At 68.2% G+C, this 15,759-nt stretch carries 13 protein-coding genes and 1 pseudogene; 13 read left to right on the top strand and 1 reads right to left on the bottom strand.

Annotated elements, in window-relative coordinates:
* The first annotated feature begins 878 nt into the window (after nucleotides 1-878).
* From OG709_RS35595 to OG709_RS35580, 4 genes and pseudogenes are all read left to right on the top strand, one after another.
* A complete protein-coding gene (locus OG709_RS35595) occupies nucleotides 879-1,808 on the top strand; it encodes an aminoglycoside phosphotransferase family protein (protein WP_326695808.1) in 930 nt (309 codons plus the stop codon).
* A 101-nt stretch (nucleotides 1,809-1,909) separates the two neighbouring features.
* Nucleotides 1,910-2,212: pseudogene (locus OG709_RS35590) on the top strand (VOC family protein); the annotation flags it as partial.
* Between the two features lie 572 nt (nucleotides 2,213-2,784).
* Entirely contained in the window at nucleotides 2,785-3,372 is a 588-nt protein-coding gene (locus tag OG709_RS35585) for a TetR/AcrR family transcriptional regulator (protein WP_250306238.1), read from the top strand.
* 105 nt (nucleotides 3,373-3,477) lie between these two features.
* On the top strand, nucleotides 3,478-4,338 hold the full coding sequence (locus OG709_RS35580; protein ID WP_329169368.1) for a transketolase: 861 nt from the start codon (nucleotides 3,478-3,480) through the stop codon (nucleotides 4,336-4,338).
* A 53-nt stretch (nucleotides 4,339-4,391) separates the two neighbouring features.
* On the opposite strand, the gene OG709_RS35575 is transcribed toward OG709_RS35580, so the two are convergent.
* Complete coding sequence (locus tag OG709_RS35575; RefSeq protein ID WP_250306236.1) at nucleotides 4,392-5,240, bottom strand: helix-turn-helix domain-containing protein; 849 nt, start codon at nucleotides 5,238-5,240, stop codon at nucleotides 4,392-4,394.
* 439 nt (nucleotides 5,241-5,679) lie between these two features.
* Here OG709_RS35575 and OG709_RS35570 point away from each other — a divergent pair, with 439 nt between their 5' ends.
* The 9 genes from OG709_RS35570 to OG709_RS35530 all read left to right on the top strand — a co-directional run bounded on the left by OG709_RS35570 (nucleotide 5,680) and on the right by OG709_RS35530 (nucleotide 15,754).
* The gene (locus OG709_RS35570; protein WP_266646682.1) at nucleotides 5,680-7,020 is read left to right on the top strand and encodes an NDP-sugar synthase; all 1,341 of its coding nucleotides are present in this window, start codon (nucleotides 5,680-5,682) and stop codon (nucleotides 7,018-7,020) included.
* 24 nt (nucleotides 7,021-7,044) lie between these two features.
* A complete protein-coding gene (locus tag OG709_RS35565) occupies nucleotides 7,045-7,746 on the top strand; it encodes an SDR family oxidoreductase (RefSeq protein ID WP_266646680.1) in 702 nt (233 codons plus the stop codon).
* Nucleotides 7,747-8,055: 309 nt separating this feature from the next.
* Complete coding sequence (locus OG709_RS35560) at nucleotides 8,056-9,300, top strand: IS701 family transposase (RefSeq protein WP_266646678.1); 1,245 nt, start codon at nucleotides 8,056-8,058, stop codon at nucleotides 9,298-9,300.
* Nucleotides 9,297-10,799, top strand: coding sequence for a maltokinase N-terminal cap-like domain-containing protein (locus OG709_RS35555; protein ID WP_250306230.1), 1,503 nt, complete (start codon nucleotides 9,297-9,299; stop codon nucleotides 10,797-10,799). The genes OG709_RS35560 and OG709_RS35555 overlap by 4 nt, the downstream gene beginning before the upstream one ends.
* Nucleotides 10,800-10,805: 6 nt before the next feature.
* Nucleotides 10,806-11,744, top strand: coding sequence for an NAD(P)/FAD-dependent oxidoreductase (locus OG709_RS35550; RefSeq protein ID WP_329169365.1), 939 nt, complete (start codon nucleotides 10,806-10,808; stop codon nucleotides 11,742-11,744).
* A gap of 106 nt (nucleotides 11,745-11,850) precedes the next feature.
* On the top strand, nucleotides 11,851-12,555 hold the full coding sequence (locus OG709_RS35545) for an EthD domain-containing protein (RefSeq protein ID WP_250306229.1): 705 nt from the start codon (nucleotides 11,851-11,853) through the stop codon (nucleotides 12,553-12,555).
* 86 nt (nucleotides 12,556-12,641) lie between these two features.
* Complete coding sequence (locus tag OG709_RS35540; protein WP_250306228.1) at nucleotides 12,642-13,478, top strand: type 1 glutamine amidotransferase domain-containing protein; 837 nt, start codon at nucleotides 12,642-12,644, stop codon at nucleotides 13,476-13,478.
* A gap of 37 nt (nucleotides 13,479-13,515) precedes the next feature.
* Nucleotides 13,516-15,162, top strand: a complete 1,647-nt coding sequence (locus OG709_RS35535; RefSeq protein ID WP_266646669.1) for a thiamine pyrophosphate-binding protein — start codon at nucleotides 13,516-13,518, stop codon at nucleotides 15,160-15,162.
* Complete coding sequence (locus OG709_RS35530; RefSeq protein ID WP_250306225.1) at nucleotides 15,155-15,754, top strand: DJ-1/PfpI family protein; 600 nt, start codon at nucleotides 15,155-15,157, stop codon at nucleotides 15,752-15,754. The genes OG709_RS35535 and OG709_RS35530 overlap by 8 nt, the downstream gene beginning before the upstream one ends.
* Nucleotides 15,755-15,759 lie beyond the last annotated feature (5 nt).

The following is a 15,759-nucleotide window of genomic DNA, read 5'->3' as shown; positions in this document are numbered from 1 at the left end:
GAACTGAACAGCATTCAATCAACCTGAGGCCTGTCCATGACCAAAAGTAGCCACAGGCCTCGACCTGCTCGGCGAAAGCAACCGTCAGCCTGCTCAGTCAACCTGTACAACCCCGACCAGAAGCGTGACGACTGCTCAAATCCGCTAACCGGCGCCAGCGATGCGCTCGCCCAACTGGTAGTGGCATGGGCGCAAGACGTTGGAACACGATCTGGGGACGAGGCTGCACTGATCGACGGCGGGATGGATGCATATAGAGCAATTAGGCATCGCCGCAGTTCAGGGGCCATGTGATGTATCGCTGAGGGCTACTTGAGTATCAATCAGAACGCACCTTTCCCCTAGGGGGGAAATGATCATGTGCTGTTTTAGGGCGAGTTCGGCGTGGCGGGTTCCCCTCCAGGGGAAATCTCCGGATCCGATGGGCGTTTCCCACGTCATCGCGGTACAGGGCGTGACGTCGGTATCGCGGGTGCTATCGAAGCGTTCTGGAGGAGCAGAACGAAGTGCGTGCTGGGCGCCGCCTGCTGTGAGCGGTGCGTACATCGTTCCCGTTGAGGGGAACGATGTACGCAGGGCCCGTACGCACTTCCCAAAGTGGCCGCGTGCCGCCCGCTAACAGCCCGGCAAGACGGTACGTGTGGAGCGTGCCCCCTCAACTCAAGGCTGCGCCATGACCGGGCTATGCCGCGTTGGGTCGCCGCCCAGCTGGTCAAAGTGCGATGATTGTGGTCCCGCCGGATTCAGCGGGACCACAGCCTGTCCTGCCACAGTCAGGGGATGAGGTCCAGTACCCGTCAGCCGGGCGCGACAGCCCATGCGTCGATTTCGACCCGGAAAGCAGGGTGTACCGAGTCGTCCAGTCCAGGAAGGTCCTCATGCGTACGGGCACGATGCATGCCGAGGAGTTCGACATCGATGTTCCTCTGGTGCGTCGGCTGATCGCTGCGCAGTTTCCGCAGTGGGCGGGCCTTCCCGTCACGCTTGTCGATTCCGCCGGTACATCCAATGCCATGTACCGGCTCGGGGCGGACATGGTCGTGCGGCTCCCCCGTATCGCCGGGGCTGCCAGCGATGTGGAGAAGGAGCACCGGTGGCTGCCGTGGCTTGCCCCGCAGCTTCCCGTTGCCGTTCCTCTGCCGCTGGGCAAGGGAATGCCCGCTGAGGGCTATCCCTGGCACTGGTCCGTCTACTGCTGGATCGAGGGCGTCAATCCGGCTGTCGGGCGTATCGCGGAACCCGGCTTGCTGGCACAGGACTTGGCGGAATTCTGTGCTGCGTTGCACCGGATCGATCCCGCGGACGGATCTCCTTCCTTTCGCAGCGAGCCGTTGGCGACGCGGGATGCCTCGACGCGCGGCGCGATCGCGGAGCTGCACGAGATCGTCGACACCGACGCGGCGACCGCCGTGTGGGAGGCAGGCCTCCAGGGGTCCGTACGGCCCGGCCCGAAGGTCTGGATCCACTCGGACCTGCAACCGGGGAATCTGCTGGTGGTCGAGGGGCGGCTCAGCGCTGTCATCGACTTCGGGTGCCTGGGTCTGGGTGATCCTGCCGTCGACCTGATCGCGGCGTGGTACGTGCTGCCGGCCGAGGCGCGTGGAGTCTTCCGCGCTGCTCTGGGGGCCGATGACGGGGCCTGGGCGCGAGGCCGTGGCTGGGCGTTGTCGACCGCGCTCAGCGAACTGCGGTACTACCGGGACACGAACCCGGTCATGGCAGCCATCGCACGACACGTGATCCATGAGGTTCTCACCGAGCACGGGCGTGGGGGCCGGCGTGGGGACGGGGATACGCACGCCGGATGACACCCCGGCTCGATGTGTGTCACGGCTCGGGCCCGATGTGACCGCGCACTTCAGTTCGTGGGTCGAGCACTGTGGTTGGCGAGCGAGTCGATCTCTGTTCGGCCCGGTTCTGGGGCGAGGCGATGGACTGGACCCTGCACGAGGTGACCGACGATCAGGCGGTGCTGCGCTCCGCCAAGGGTGTCGGCCCGTATCTGGAGTTCCTCCGCACACCCGACGCGAAGACCGTGAAGAACCGCACCCATCTCGACCTCTGCCCGTACCCCGGCGACGATCAAGCGGCGGAGGCGGACCGGCTGCGGGCTCTCGGCGCCACCGACGTCGACCTCGGCCAGGGCGACGTGCCATGGACAGTCCTGGCCGACCCGGAGGGCAACGAGTTCTGCGTCCTCACCCCGCGCTGACACGGAGCCTCGACGGCACAGCGATACCCGGCGCAGGAGCACAAGAGGTGCCGTCCCAGGTGCTCAACTCGCCGACTGAAGCACCCAGCCGCACCCGGCCGGCCGGTTCGGGCCCTGTGCGCTGTCCGGGCCCGCGGCCTGAATCACGTCGTCGGGATCTCCACGACGTTCGCGGCCCACCCCGGCCAGGCCGTCCCGTGGCCGTTCCGTACTCCGGAACCGGACGCCGACCGGTGGCGACGTACCTATGTGTCAGGAATGTCGGGGCCCCGGTAGGCCGTTGGCGGTCGGCCGAGGAGCTTCTTGAACGCGGCCGTGCAGGCGGCGGGATGGCAACGTGCTTGTGTCCTGCACTCCTTGCAGCACCTCTTGAAGCACCTCGGCGGAGGTGTGCCCGTCACACGTGTCGCGGCCGTGCCGGGTTACCGCAACCCCCACGCTCCTCGCTCGCCCAGTGGTCGACGAAGATCGGCAAAAATAAATAGAACGATCGCTTTGCTTTCGGGCTGTGGCCCGGCTATCGTCCTTCAGGTAAGGGTCGAACAGTGCCGGGTCTTGGGAGGTGCGGGTGCATGGCGACTCAGAGTCGAGCCACACGCACGCGCGAGGCGTTGATCGCCGCTGCCGCCGCCGATATGGACGCGAACGGCTACGACGGATCCACTCTGTCCGCGATCAGCGCGTCGGCCAAGGTCTCCATGGGTGCCTTGACCTTTCACTTCTCCACCAAGCGCGCCCTCGCCGAAGGCGTCGTGCGGGAGGCGTCGGCCATCACTCGTGAGCGGACCGCGGGCGTGTCGGCGGATCACTCTTCTCCGCTGGGGGCCGCGATTGCTCTGCTGCAGTGCCTTGCCGATCTGCTCGACGAGAGCGTGATCGTGAGAGCGGCGGCGCTGCTGGAGCGTGAGCGGCCGGAGGCGGTGCCGGGCTGGCATCGAGCCTGGGTTCCTGCACTTCGCCGGCTGTTGCGGGAGGCGGACGGGGCGGGAGAGCTGCATCAGGACGCCCGCCCCGTCGCGGCGGCGGACCTGGTGGTGTATCTCCTCACTGCGGTCGAGGTGTACCGCGACTCCCCCGTGGCGGAGGGGCTCGGTGCGGGAAGTACCTTGTCGCGGCTGTTGCCGTTCGTGTGGCGCGGCATCGTCACCGAGGGCGTATGACCTCTTAGAACGGCTGTGGCGGTTCGTCCGGACGGGCGTACGGGCAGTTCTTTGCCAAAAGAACAAAGAGAGCGTTCTATTTCTTCCCTGAAAGAGGTTTTCGCCATGGAAGCTCCAGCGATCCTCGCGGAGGACATCTACCGCGAGGAACTGGCAAAGATCGGGGCCGAGGACGGCCGGGTGGTGTGTGTGGAGGCTCTGCCGAGCGGCGCCCGGCATCCGTTCGAGACGGCCCACCCGGACCGGTTCTTCCAGCTGGGCAGCGTGGAGAGCGCCATGGTGAGCATGGTGGAAGGGCTGACCGGCGCCGGGTTCAGGGTGTTCGTGTGCGGGCTGGGCACGCACATCGGAGCGGCTCGGCTGCCTCGGCTGACTCTCGCGTATCTGCAGGCGGGCGCGTCGGTGGTGGTGCCGGATACCCTCGTCGATCCAGCAGGGCTGCTGCGCACGCCACGCGTGCAGATCGCGGCGCCGAGCGGCGTCCACGAGATCAGGGCGGTGGTGCGGGGTGCGGCACGTTCGGGGCGGCCGTACCACATCCGCATCGGCGCAGGGGCACCCGCCGACGTGGCAGCGGACTGGGCGGGGGCCGGTGACGGAGACATCCCCTCGGTCGTCTGGGACATCACCGAGGACGCGGGGCCGCACGAGGACGCGCAGGTCTGCATCGTCTCGGTCGGTGAGGACGCCACCCGGCTCGCGCTGGCGGTCCGGGAGCGGTCCTCCGGCGCCGGGCACGCGCACCTGGTGTACCTCGACGACAGCCATCTGGCCGCGGCGGCGGGTGAACTGGTCCGTCGCTACGACCGGTTCGTGGTGCTCGGCGGGCAGCGAGGGCCTGACGGAGTACAGGAGCGGCTGAGCCGGCTGATGCTCGGCTGCCACGTCCTGGAGGTGTCGATGAGCGGTGAACTCGCCGCCGACGTCGACCAGGTGCTCTCGACGGTCAAGGGGCTGCGGCAATGAGGGTGTGCCGGGGCGGTCGAACACGACCGCTCCGGGCAGGGCCGGCTTCCGGATCAGTCGCCGCGCGGGGGCTCCAGAAGATCGGACCGGGCCAGCAGAAAGGCGAGATGGGCCCGGCTGCGGCTTCCCACCATGTCCGACGCCTTCTTGATGTGGTGGGACACGGTCCTGCTGCTGATGCCGAGGCGCTTGCCTATTCCCGCGTCCGTGTGCCCTTTGATCATGAGCTGCAGCACGGCCCGGCGGGTCTCGTCGGTCAACAGCGGGGGCCTGCTGTGGTCCTGGGCGATGGTGACCGGCTCGGCGCGCTGCCAGGCGTGGTCGAAGACCGTGACGAAGTAATGGATGAGGGCCGGATGTTCAACGGCCAACGCGGTCGTCTGCTGGTCGTAGCGGGGGTCCGGGATGAAGGCGATGGAGCGGTCGTAGACGATGAACCGGCTGACGACCTCGTCGAGGGTGCGCACCTGGGCGCCGGCGCTCGTCACCCGCTCGATGTAGGCGAGCGTCGGGCCGTGCGTGCGCACCGAGTGCTGATAGAGCGTGCGCTGCCGTACGCCACGGCTGTTCAGCCGCAGTGTGCGAGGGAGGGTCTTGCCCAGGGCATCGGGGTCACGGGCCCCGCCGGGATGGGCTGTCAGAAGCTCTTCGCGGCAGGCCTCCGAGGCCCTTTCGAGCGCCGCGTAGATGACATCAGCACCGTGCAACAGACGTACGGACGCGGCCGAGGTGCGCTGTTGGGTGCGGTACACGTCCTCGGCCGCGGACAGCGCGTCGTAGATGCCCGCCACCGTGTGCTGCTGGGTCAGGATGGCGCGTTCCAACGGGCGGGTGAGGTCGTGGGACGCGATGTCGGGCGGTACGGCGACCCAGCGGTTGCCCGTTTCGTCCTGTCGTCGCATCAGGCCCAACTCGATGAGGCAGTCCGGGACTTCGGTGGACGTGAGGCCTTCGGCCAGCGTGCGGCGGTAGCAATCCAGCCCTCGCTCGCACAGAGGTACGACGTTCGGTTGTGGGCTTATGTCCGCATCCCTACACACTTTTCCCCCTTGCTGCTTCCTGCAATGCGCGATCCCGAGCCTACCCTTCCGTGGATTTCAGCCTTTTACGAGTCATGCTGCTTGAGGCGGAAAGGCGCGGTGCCATTTCCGTCCGACGGAAAGGACGGAAATGCAGCGGGAGCCGGTTTCGGTCATATCGGTTCACGGGGTGTCCGCTTCTCCTGCGGAATCCGACGACGACGAGAACTGGTGCGTCGGCGCGGAGTGGCACGGCGGCCCGGTGAACCGGAAATTGGAATAGGACGCAACATTCACATTCTCGGGGGGCGGGGCAGTGGGCGTGAGTCGTGACGAGGAAACAGTTGGCATCATTCTGGCCGGTGGCAGGGGCGAACGGGCCAAACCGATCACTCTGAAATCCTCGGACTACATCAGAAGCAAGGCGCTCATCCCGTTCGTCGGACGACGCCTGGTCGAGTGGATGATGGACGCCTGCCGGGCGCAGGGCGTGCGTCGGTTCTACGTCGTGACCCACGGCCTCGAGAACCGCAACCAGATCAAGCTTCTGCTGGGTCACGGCGAGCGCTTCGGGGTCGACATCACGTACTCGCGCTCCCGGTTCGACCGGTACAACGTGGGGTCGGCCGGTGCCACGCTGCACAACCTGGAGCAGTGGGACCTGCAGGGCCGTGCGCTGGTCCTGCCCGTCGACTCGCTCTTCGACTTCGACCTGGCGGCGCTGGAGGCGACACACAGCGCCGAGGGCGCGGTGGTCACGGTCGCGTCCGTGGCCCGCACCGCTGCGGAGATCGCCGGCAAGTACGGCGTCATGCGGACCGATGAACGCGGCCTGGTCCAGGGCTTCGTGGAGAAGCCCGGCATCGGGGAACTGCGTGCGCTCTTCCCGCGAACGGCCGACGATCCGACCGCGACCCTGGCGACCAACGCGGGGATGTACCTGGTGGACTGTGGCCGGCTGCGGATGCTCGCCCGCGAGCCGGAGCTCTTCCGGCAGTCCCACCAGCGCCTCGACTGGGGTGGCGATCTCCTGCCCCACCTCGTCGAACGAGGCGTACCGGTGGCCACCCACACCATCGGGCGCCTGGGCGACATGGGCAACGTGCCGGACTACCTCCAAACGGTCCAGCTCGTACTCAACGGCGCGTACGAACAGATGAACCGTCTGATGGCGGCTCCCGACCGGACGGATCCGCGCGGCTGGATCCACAAGAGCAGCCTGCAGACGAAGGACGACGTCACCGGCACCACCCTGGCCCAGAAGCTCGAGGACGGCTCGATCGTCATCGGTCCCGGCGTCCGGATCGGCCGGGACGTCGAGATCGGTCCCGGGGTGCGCCTGGAGAACACGGACGTCGGCGACGGAGCAGAGATCCGTGAAGGGGCCACCCTCACCCGCTCGGCGGTCGGGGAGTCGGCAGTGGTCGGCTCCTGGGCCGACATCAGCGACACCTACATAGGCCCCATGGCCCAAGTGCTCTCGGAGCGCGCCAGGCCACTGCGGCTGGAGCAGTTCTCGGCCATCGGCGACGGCGCCGTGCTCTGGCCGGGATCACGATTCTGCGGGGTCACCGTGTACCCCCGCCTACGGGTTCCGGCGCTGGCCGGCGTACCTGCACAGACCGAGCTCAGGCGCGCCGACGACATCCTGCGCTGGGTGTGACGGCGCTCATCCCTGGAGGAGACCATGCAAAGCCTCATTGCAGTCATCGGAGGGGCCGGCCGGACGGGCGTGATCATCACACGCCGACTGCTCCAGGAAGGCCATCAAGTACGAGTGATCAGCCGCGACCCGCAGCGTGCGGTGCTGCCGTCCGGAGTGGAGAAGCACCGTGCCGACGTGCGGTACACGGACGCGCTGGTTCCCGCGCTGCGCGGATGTTCAGGCATCGTCTTCACCGTCGAGCCGGGCACCGCCGATTCGGGTCCGTCCAGCCCCGAGACCACGGTCTACGACGGGGTGCGCAACGTGCTCGCGGCAGCCACCGACGGCGGACAGCGCCCGCGCATGGTGCTGGTCAGCCAGATCTTCGTGACGCGCCGCGAGCACCCGATGAATGCCTACGGACGGCTGCTCGACTGGCGGCTGCGGGGCGAGGACGAGGTGCGGGCGTCGGGGCTGCCCTACACCGTCGTACGTCCCAGCTGGCTGACGGACAGCGATGTCGCGGGCTCCCGGGTGCGCCTGGAGCAGCACGACCGCGGTGACGGCTGGGTCTCGAGGAAGTCGGTGGCGGAGGCCTGCGTGCAATCCCTGCGCCTGCCGGCTGCGGGCGGGACGACCTTCGAGCTCTACAACGAGCCCGGGGCGGAACCCACCGACTGGTCCCCGCTGTTCGCCCAGCTGATCCCCGACCGGGTTCCCGCCTACCTGGGACCGGTCCACTGACGGGCGCCTGAGCGCCCCCTGCACGGCGGGGCAGGCCCCTGATCGGCTCGCCCCGCTCCAGTCCTGCCGGTTCGTTCCCCCGTCACCGGCAGGCAGGGACACGGGGCAGGCGCGAGGTGCTCCGCACCGACCGCCGGCCCCGTGTCCCCTCCCACGCTTCTCGGCTTCGGCCGCGAATGCTGCGCCGTCGCCTGCCGATTACCGGCACGCGGCTGTGAGGCCTGCCCGAATTCGTCGGTCCGCGGGTCCCGCAGCACGGATCTGTGGCTACCGGGATGTGGCTCACGTACTTGATGGAGAGGGTGAACGGTGTCCGCAGAAGACCAGCAGACTCTTCCCTACGATATTTCGCAGAAAGAATTCACTGAGGTCCTTTCGGCGCTGCGCTCCATTCCGCGAAGCGATCAGCGGCGCTGGGGAGAACTGTATGTGCGCGGCCTGCTCGCGGTCCGCGGAAAGAAGACCATGCGTGCTCTCGCCAATGGCGCGGGCAGCGGGGCGGAGCAGAGCCTGTACCAGTTCATCAGTAAGTCGCCGTGGAATGTCGATCCGGTGCGTGGTGATCTGGCGCGGCTGCTCATCGAGCGCGCGCAGCCCCGCGCCTGGGTGGTGCAGCCCCTCGTGATCCCGAAGGTGGGCCAGCACTCGGTCGGCGTGGAGCGTCAGTGGGTCTCGCAGATCGGACGGGTCGTCAACTGCCAGCAGGCGATGAGCGTCTGGCTCGCCTGGGACCGGGGAAGCTGCCCCGTGGACTGGCAACTGGCGCTGCCCGAGTGCTGGACGGACCAGGAGGACATGCGCCGCCGTGCCTCCATACCCACCCATGTCGGGTCGTGTCCGCCCGAGCAGTGCGCAGTCGACTCGGTGAGCAAGATGTCGCGGGAGTGGGGTCTGCGTGGCCGACCGGTGGTGATGGATCTGCGGGAGACGGCACCTCATCCGGTGTGCGCGGATCTGGTCGCTCGTCAGATCCCGTTCGTCGTCCGCGTCGACCCGTCCTCCATCACACCGTCGCCTCCCGGCCCGCGGCCCGCGTCGGGGCCCATCGACAGGGCGGAGGAATGGGTGGGCTCGGCCGGCCTGCTCTCCCTGCTGCACAAGCAGCGGATGCCGGTGGAATGGTTCGACCACGCGACCGAAACGATGCGTGCCACCTCGGTGGGCGCTGCCCGCGTCGCCCTGCGCAAGGGCTCCGTCGCCCAAGGGCTGTCGGAACGCCTCGACCTCGTGCTGCTCGCAGCCTGGACGGACCCCGGCCGACGGTCCCCGAGCGAATTCTGGCTCTCCAACCTCGCGCAGTCGCAGCTCGGCACCGTGTACCGCACCGCGATGCTCTCGCGGCGTGTGGAGCGCGACCTGGAGGAGGTCGGCGACGCCCTCGGTATCCGCGATTTCGAGGGCCGCTCGTACCGCGGTTGGCACCACCACATGACGATGGTGTCCCTGGCGCATGCCGTCACGGTGCTCTCGCCGTCGCGCGCGCAGGACCCGTTCCCGCCCACGGAGCGTCTTCCGCTCGCCCCGGCACGCGGGACGAAGGTGAGCGCCGCATGACCGGGACCGGTCGGCGCACCCTGGCGCCCCGGCACTCGGACGGGCTGCTCGCCGAGGACCTGGACCTGATGGTCGACGAGCTGTGCCGGCTCCTGCCGGCCTGGCTGCCCGGCCAACGCTGGTACGCCGGTAAGGGCCATGGCGTCCTGGAGGTCCGGCCCGTCCTCGCGGAGGTCGTCGTACCCGGCCCTCCCACGCTGGTGCAGGCCGTGTTCCGGACCGGCGACGGAGAGTGTTACCAGCTCCTCGTCGGTGCCGTGCCCGGCCCGGCCGATGCCCGTACGGGAGTCTCCGCCGACGCCGTCATCGGCAGCGTCCCTCTGTCGGACGGGCGGCGGACGACGCTCTACGAGGCGAGCGTCGACCCCGGTCTGCTGTCCGGGCTGCTCGACCGCTTCGTCGCGGCCGAGCCGTGCGGAGTGCTCGAGTACCACCACGTCCCCGGGGCGGTGATCCCGGCGGGACTGCGGGCCAGACCACTCACCGGGGAGCAGTCCAATACGTCGGTCGTCTTCGGCGACCGGATGATGCTCAAGGTGCTGCGACGCATCATGCCGGGCGCCAATACCGAGCTGGAGATGCTGGCCGCGCTGGAGCGGGCCGGCGACGTGCCGAGCGCGGCGCCGCTGGCCTGGGCCCAGAGCGCCGGGCGCCACGGCGCGGAGCCGGCCGTGTTGGGCATCCTCCAGGAGTTCGTGCCCTCCCGCGGGGACGGCTGGACCATCGCCACGGCGGAGGCGGAAGCGTGCATCCGTGGAGAGTGTGCGTCCGTCGCGCCGGTGGGAGGGTTCTCGGACGACGCGTTCGCCCTGGGGCAGGCCACGGCACGGGTGCACATGGCGCTCGCACAGCAGTTGGAGACCCGTACCCTGAGCCTGGCCCAGGTCGTGGAGCTGACCGACGCCCTCGTGGCCCGGCTCGACGACGCCCTCGTCGAGGTGCCCGACCTCATTCCCTACGCGCGCGGGCTGCACACGGCGTATCAGGACCTGCGCGAGGTGGTGAGGCGCGGTAACCCGCTGCCGGTCCAGCGCATCCACGGTGACCTCCATCTGGGACAGGTGCTGCGGGCCGCGGACGGATGGGTCCTGATCGACTTCGAGGGCGAACCGGGACATCCCTTCGAGGAGCGGCGCCGGCCCCAGCCGACGGTCCGCGATGTCGCCGCCATGCTGCGGTCCTTCGACTACGCGGCGCACCACGCGCTCGGCGAGATCCTCGGCGTCCCGCCCGGGAAGCAGGCCACCGGCGATCCGCGTGGCACGCGCCTGGCACGCAGGGCCTCGGCCTGGGCCGTCCACAGCAGGCGTGCCTTCTGCGCCGGTTACACCCGGGCAGGTGGCCAGGATCCGCGCACGAGCCCTGTGCTCCTCCGGGCGTTCGAGGCCGACAAGGCGGTGTACGAGGCGCTCTACGAGGCCCGTAACCGCCCGGAGTGGCTGCCCATACCGCTGGCCGCGGTGCGCCGGCTCGCGCACGGCAGCCGGTTCGTGGGCTGAGTCCGCGTGACCACAGACGCGTACGACCTGGACAGCACGGACGTAGCGGTGGTCGGAGGCGGCCCCGCCGGTCTGTCAGCCGCGCTTCAGCTGGCGCGCTACGGACGCCGGGTGCTGGTCTTCGACACGGGACAAGGGCGCTCGACCCATCACCAGACCAACCGCAATTACCTCGGGTTCCCCGACGGCATCGCCACCACGGAACTGCGTGCCCTGGGGCGGCGCCAGTTGGCCCACTACCCGCACGTCTGCTTCGCCGCCCACCGCGTGACGGGTGTGCTGGGCGATGCACGGCGGGGTTTCACCGTCCAGGCGCAGGGCCATGTGTGGCGGGCCAGGACGGTGGTCCTCGCCACCGGTGTGCTCGACCACTTCCCGCACTTCCCGGGCTGGAAGACGTACGTGGGCCGTTCGATGTTCTGGTGCATCGCCTGCGACGGCTACGAGAACCGTGGCCGTCGCATCCTCGTCGTGGGACACACCGATGCCGCCGCGGGTGAGGCCATGCAGTTGCACAGCCTCACCGAACGGGTCCAGCTGCTCACCAACAGCCGGAGTAACGACATCAGTCCGCGCTTCGGACGCCGGCTCGGCGCTGCGGGCGTGCCGATCGTGCACGACCGCATCAAGGAGGCCGAGGGTACGGACGGTCAGCTGTCGGCCATCGTGACGCGGGCCGGTGAACGCCTCCTGCTGGACGCCCTGTTCTCCATCCAGGGGGCCACACCGGAGGTGGCGGTGGCGCGCGGTCTCGGTGTCCGGCTCAATGCGCACGGCTATGTGGATGTGGACATGGAGCAGCACACATCGGTCCCCGGTGTGTATGCGGCGGGAGACATCACGGCGCCGCACTCCCATCAGGTTTCGGCGGCGGTGCAGGAAGGGGCGCAGGCCGCCTCCGCGGCCAACTACTTTCTCTACCCACCGGAGTTGCGGGCGGACTGACCACGGTGACGCCTTTGGTTCGAAATCTCAGGAAGTCGATTTCCCTTCCTTGCTCATCCCGATGACGGCTGGACATGATGAATGGGCCCGTCCAAAGGAGAAACCGATGATCCACCAGTTCATTCTGGCGGCGCCCAAGCCGGGCATGACCGCACAGGAATTCCAGGACTACTGGGTTAATGTCCACGCGGTGCAGTACGCATCGAAGATTCCGCAGATCCGCAAGTACATGGTCGATACGGTCGTGGGCATCGAGGGAAACCTGGGTGAGCCGGCGCTGCCCCACCAGGGCATCGCGGAGATCTTCCTGGCCAACGGGGAAGAGCAGTTGGCCTCGCTGCAGACCGAGGAGTTCCTGCAGGGTGCCCGCCTGGACGAGCCCAACTGGGCCGCGTTCTGGCAGACCATCGTCGTCGACACCACCGCCCACGAGATCGTTCCCGGCCCGCCGCCGGCCAGGGGGCAGGAGTGGGTCAAGCTCACCGTGCTGCAGAAGCGGCGGCCGGGCCTGTCCCTCGACGACTACCGCAAGCAGACCCTCGACTCGTACGCCTCGGTCGTCAAGGGAATCCCAGGGCTGCGGCGCTATCTGCACGCCCACACCGTGGACGGCGCCTACGTCTTCGGCGAAGCGGCGTTCGACAGTGTCGAGCAGCTGTGGTTCGACGACGTGAACGCGCTGGAGGAAGTGCTGCGCTCGCCCTACTTCACCGAGCAGGTGAAGGCCGCGCGCGACGAGATCGTCGACGAGAAGTACGTCTTCTCCCTCGCGGCGAAGGAGAACTGGATCATCGGCCCGCAGGCCCGCTGATCCCCCTGATCCGGTGGCTGAGGCGCCGCCCCCTTCCGTCGCGGCGCCCGGCCACCCATCCCGAACCGACTACCGAAGGAGCCGGCGTGACCAGGAAGAACGCCAAGAAGATCCTCGTGATCCTGTCGGAGTACGGCTACTGGGGCGAAGAGCTCGTGGGGCCGCTGCACCACTTCGACCAGCGGGGCTACGAGGTGGAGTTCGCCACCCCGACCGGGAAGCGCGCGCACGCGCTGCCGCCGTCGATGGACCCCGAGTACGTCGACCCGCCGCTTGGCCGCTCGGTCACCTCCGAGGAGGTCGCGAAGCTCACCCAGGAGGTCGACGCCTCCAGGCGCCTGGACAACCCGATCGACATCCGCAGCTGGATCCCGGAGCGCCCCTACACGGCGGACGACGACTACCTGCGCAAGCTGGAGGCCTACCACCGGGCGGTCGACGCGGTGGCCCAGGAGCTCGACGACTACGACGCGCTGCTCATCGTCGGTGGCTCCGGCCCGGTCGTGGACCTCGCCAACAACGAGCGGGTGCACCAGATCATCCTGTCCTTCCTGCGCGCCGACAAGCCGATCGCGGCCGAGTGCTACGGCGTCGCGCCGCTCGCCTTCGCCCGCGAATGGGAGGACCGCAAGTCCATCATCTGGGGCAAGCACGTCACGGGGCACTGCAAGGAGTACGACTACAAGGACGGGACCGGGTTCCTCGGCACCGACTTCGTGATCGGTCCGCCGCCCTACCCGCTGGAGTACATCCTGCGCGACGCCACGGGGCCCGAGGGCCGTTATATCGGGAACTTCGGCAAAGAGACCTCCGTGATCGTAGACTACCCGTTCATCACCGGGCGTTCGACGCCGGATTCCTATCTGACCGGGGAAAAGGTCGTCGAGGTGCTCGAGGACGGCCTGCGCCGCTTCGGTTGGTAATGCGCTGCAGCGATTGAAAAGTCGAGAGAAGGCAGAGATGGCCAGGCAGGGCAATGCGGCGATCATCGAGCAGTTCATCGCCGACGGAATTCCCTTCATGTTCGGCAATCCAGGAACGGTCGAGCAGGGATTACTGGACGCGCTGGAGGACTACGGCGACCTTCAGTACATCCTGACCCTGCAGGAGACCGTCGCGGTGGGAATCGCGGACGGCTACGCCCGAGCCACGGGCCGGCCCGCACTCCTGCAGCTGCACAGCGGGGTGGGTCTCGGCAACGCCATCGGCATGCTCTACCAGGCCAAGCGCGGTCACTCGCCGATCCTGACGATCGCGGGTGAGTCGGGCGTCCGGTACGAGTCCATGGACGCCCAGATGGCCGTCGACCTGGTAGCCATGGCGAAGCCCGTGACCAAGTACGCGACCCGGGTCACCGACCCGCGCTCGGTGCTGCGGGTGCTGCGGCGGGCGATGAAGCTGGCGATGACGCCTCCGATGGGCCCGGTCTTCGTGGCGCTTCCTCTCGATGTGCTCGACGCCCTCAACACCGAGCAGATCGTGCCGACGTCCGCGCCCAGTACCCGCAGCGTCCCGGCCGACACGCTCGTGGAGCAGGCAGCGCGGTTGCTGACCGGTGCCGAGAGGCCGGTCGTCCTCGTGGGCGACGGCGTCTCGGCATCCGGCGCCCAGGAGGAACTGGTACGGGTGGCCGAGCAGCTGGGCGCCGACATCTACGGCGTCAACTACTCCGAGGTGAACCTGGACGTCACGCACCCGCTCTACCAGGGCGACCTGGGCCACATGTTCGGCGCCGTCAGTACGGCCGCGGTCAAGGACGCGGACGCGGTCCTGATCGTCGGCACGTACACCTTCCCGGAGGTCTTCCCGGACACCGGTGATCCCTTCCGTGCGGACGCCCGCATCGTTCACATCGATCTCGACGACTACGAGATAGCCAAGAACCACCCGGTCACCCTGGGTCTGGTCGCCGATCCGAAGGAGACGCTCTCCGCGCTCTCCGCGCACCTGGTCCACAAGCTCTCCGAGCTCGACCAGGTGGCGGCATCCGAACGTCTCCAGGCCCGCCGCGCGGAGCTGCCCACCGAGGTGGCGGACGACGGGTCGCTGCTCCACGCCTTCCTGCGGGAACTGGCCGCCCAGGTCCCCGACGACGTGATGATCTTCGACGAGGCGCTGACCGCCTCCGGTGCGCTCGCCGCCCACCTGCCGGGCCGCCGGCCGGGCCACTGGTTCTCGACGCGCGGAGGTTCGCTCGGTGTCGGCATCCCCGGAGCGATGGGGATCAAGCTGGCCCACCCGGACAAGACCGTGATCGGCTTCACCGGCGACGGCGGATCCATGTACACCTTCCAGGCGCTCTACACGGCCGTACGGCACGGCATCGGAGCAAAGTTCGTCGTCTGCAACAACCGCAGCTACAAGCTGCTCGACAACAACATCGATCAGTACTGGCGGGAGCGGGACGTCGCTCCGCACGCGTACCCGACGCCGTTCGATCTCTCCCACCCCGATCTGGGTTTCGCGCAGATCGCCGAGGGATTCGGAGTCGAGGCCCTGCGGGTCGACGACCACAGTCAGGTCGACCAGGCGGTCAAGCGGATGCTCGCGGACGACAAGCCGTTTCTCATCGATCTGCGGACCACCGAAGGGGGAGACCGTGGCTGACGTACCGTCCCGTGACGGGGTGCTCAGCGGGCGGAAGATCGCGATCCTGACAGAGAGCGACTTCTACGAGCCCGAAATCGCCTACTACCAGCGCCGGTTCGCCGAGGAAGGCGCGCAGGTCGACTTCGTCACCAGGATGTGGGGCAACAAGTCGATCACCTTCACCGGCCATGAGTACCGGGCCCCACTGACGGTGACACGCAGTCTGGAGGATCTGAACGACCGGAGGCTGCGCGAGTACAGCGCGCTGATCGTGCCTTCCGGGATGGTCGCCGACCGGCTGCGCTACACCGAGGACGTCGAACAACTCGCCCCCGCCACCGACCTGTTGCGCCGGGCCTTCGCCCGGTCGGGCGTGGTCAAGGGGATCATCTGCCACGGCATGTGGCTGGCCTCGTCGATTCCGTACGTCGTGCGCGGACGCAAGGTGGTCTGCCACAACAACCTCCTGGGCGACGTACGGAACATGGGCGCCCACTACGTCGACCAGGACGTCGTCGTCGACGGGGACCTGGTGACCGCCCGCACCGGCGACCACTGCCATCTGTTCGCCAGGACCATCATCGACGAACTCGTACTGCGAGGTGTGTGACAGCC

This window comes from Streptomyces sp. NBC_01267, from assembly GCF_036241575.1.
In the GTDB taxonomy this organism is placed as follows: domain Bacteria; phylum Actinomycetota; class Actinomycetes; order Streptomycetales; family Streptomycetaceae; genus Streptomyces.
This window is presented reverse-complemented; position numbering and strand designations above follow the sequence as displayed.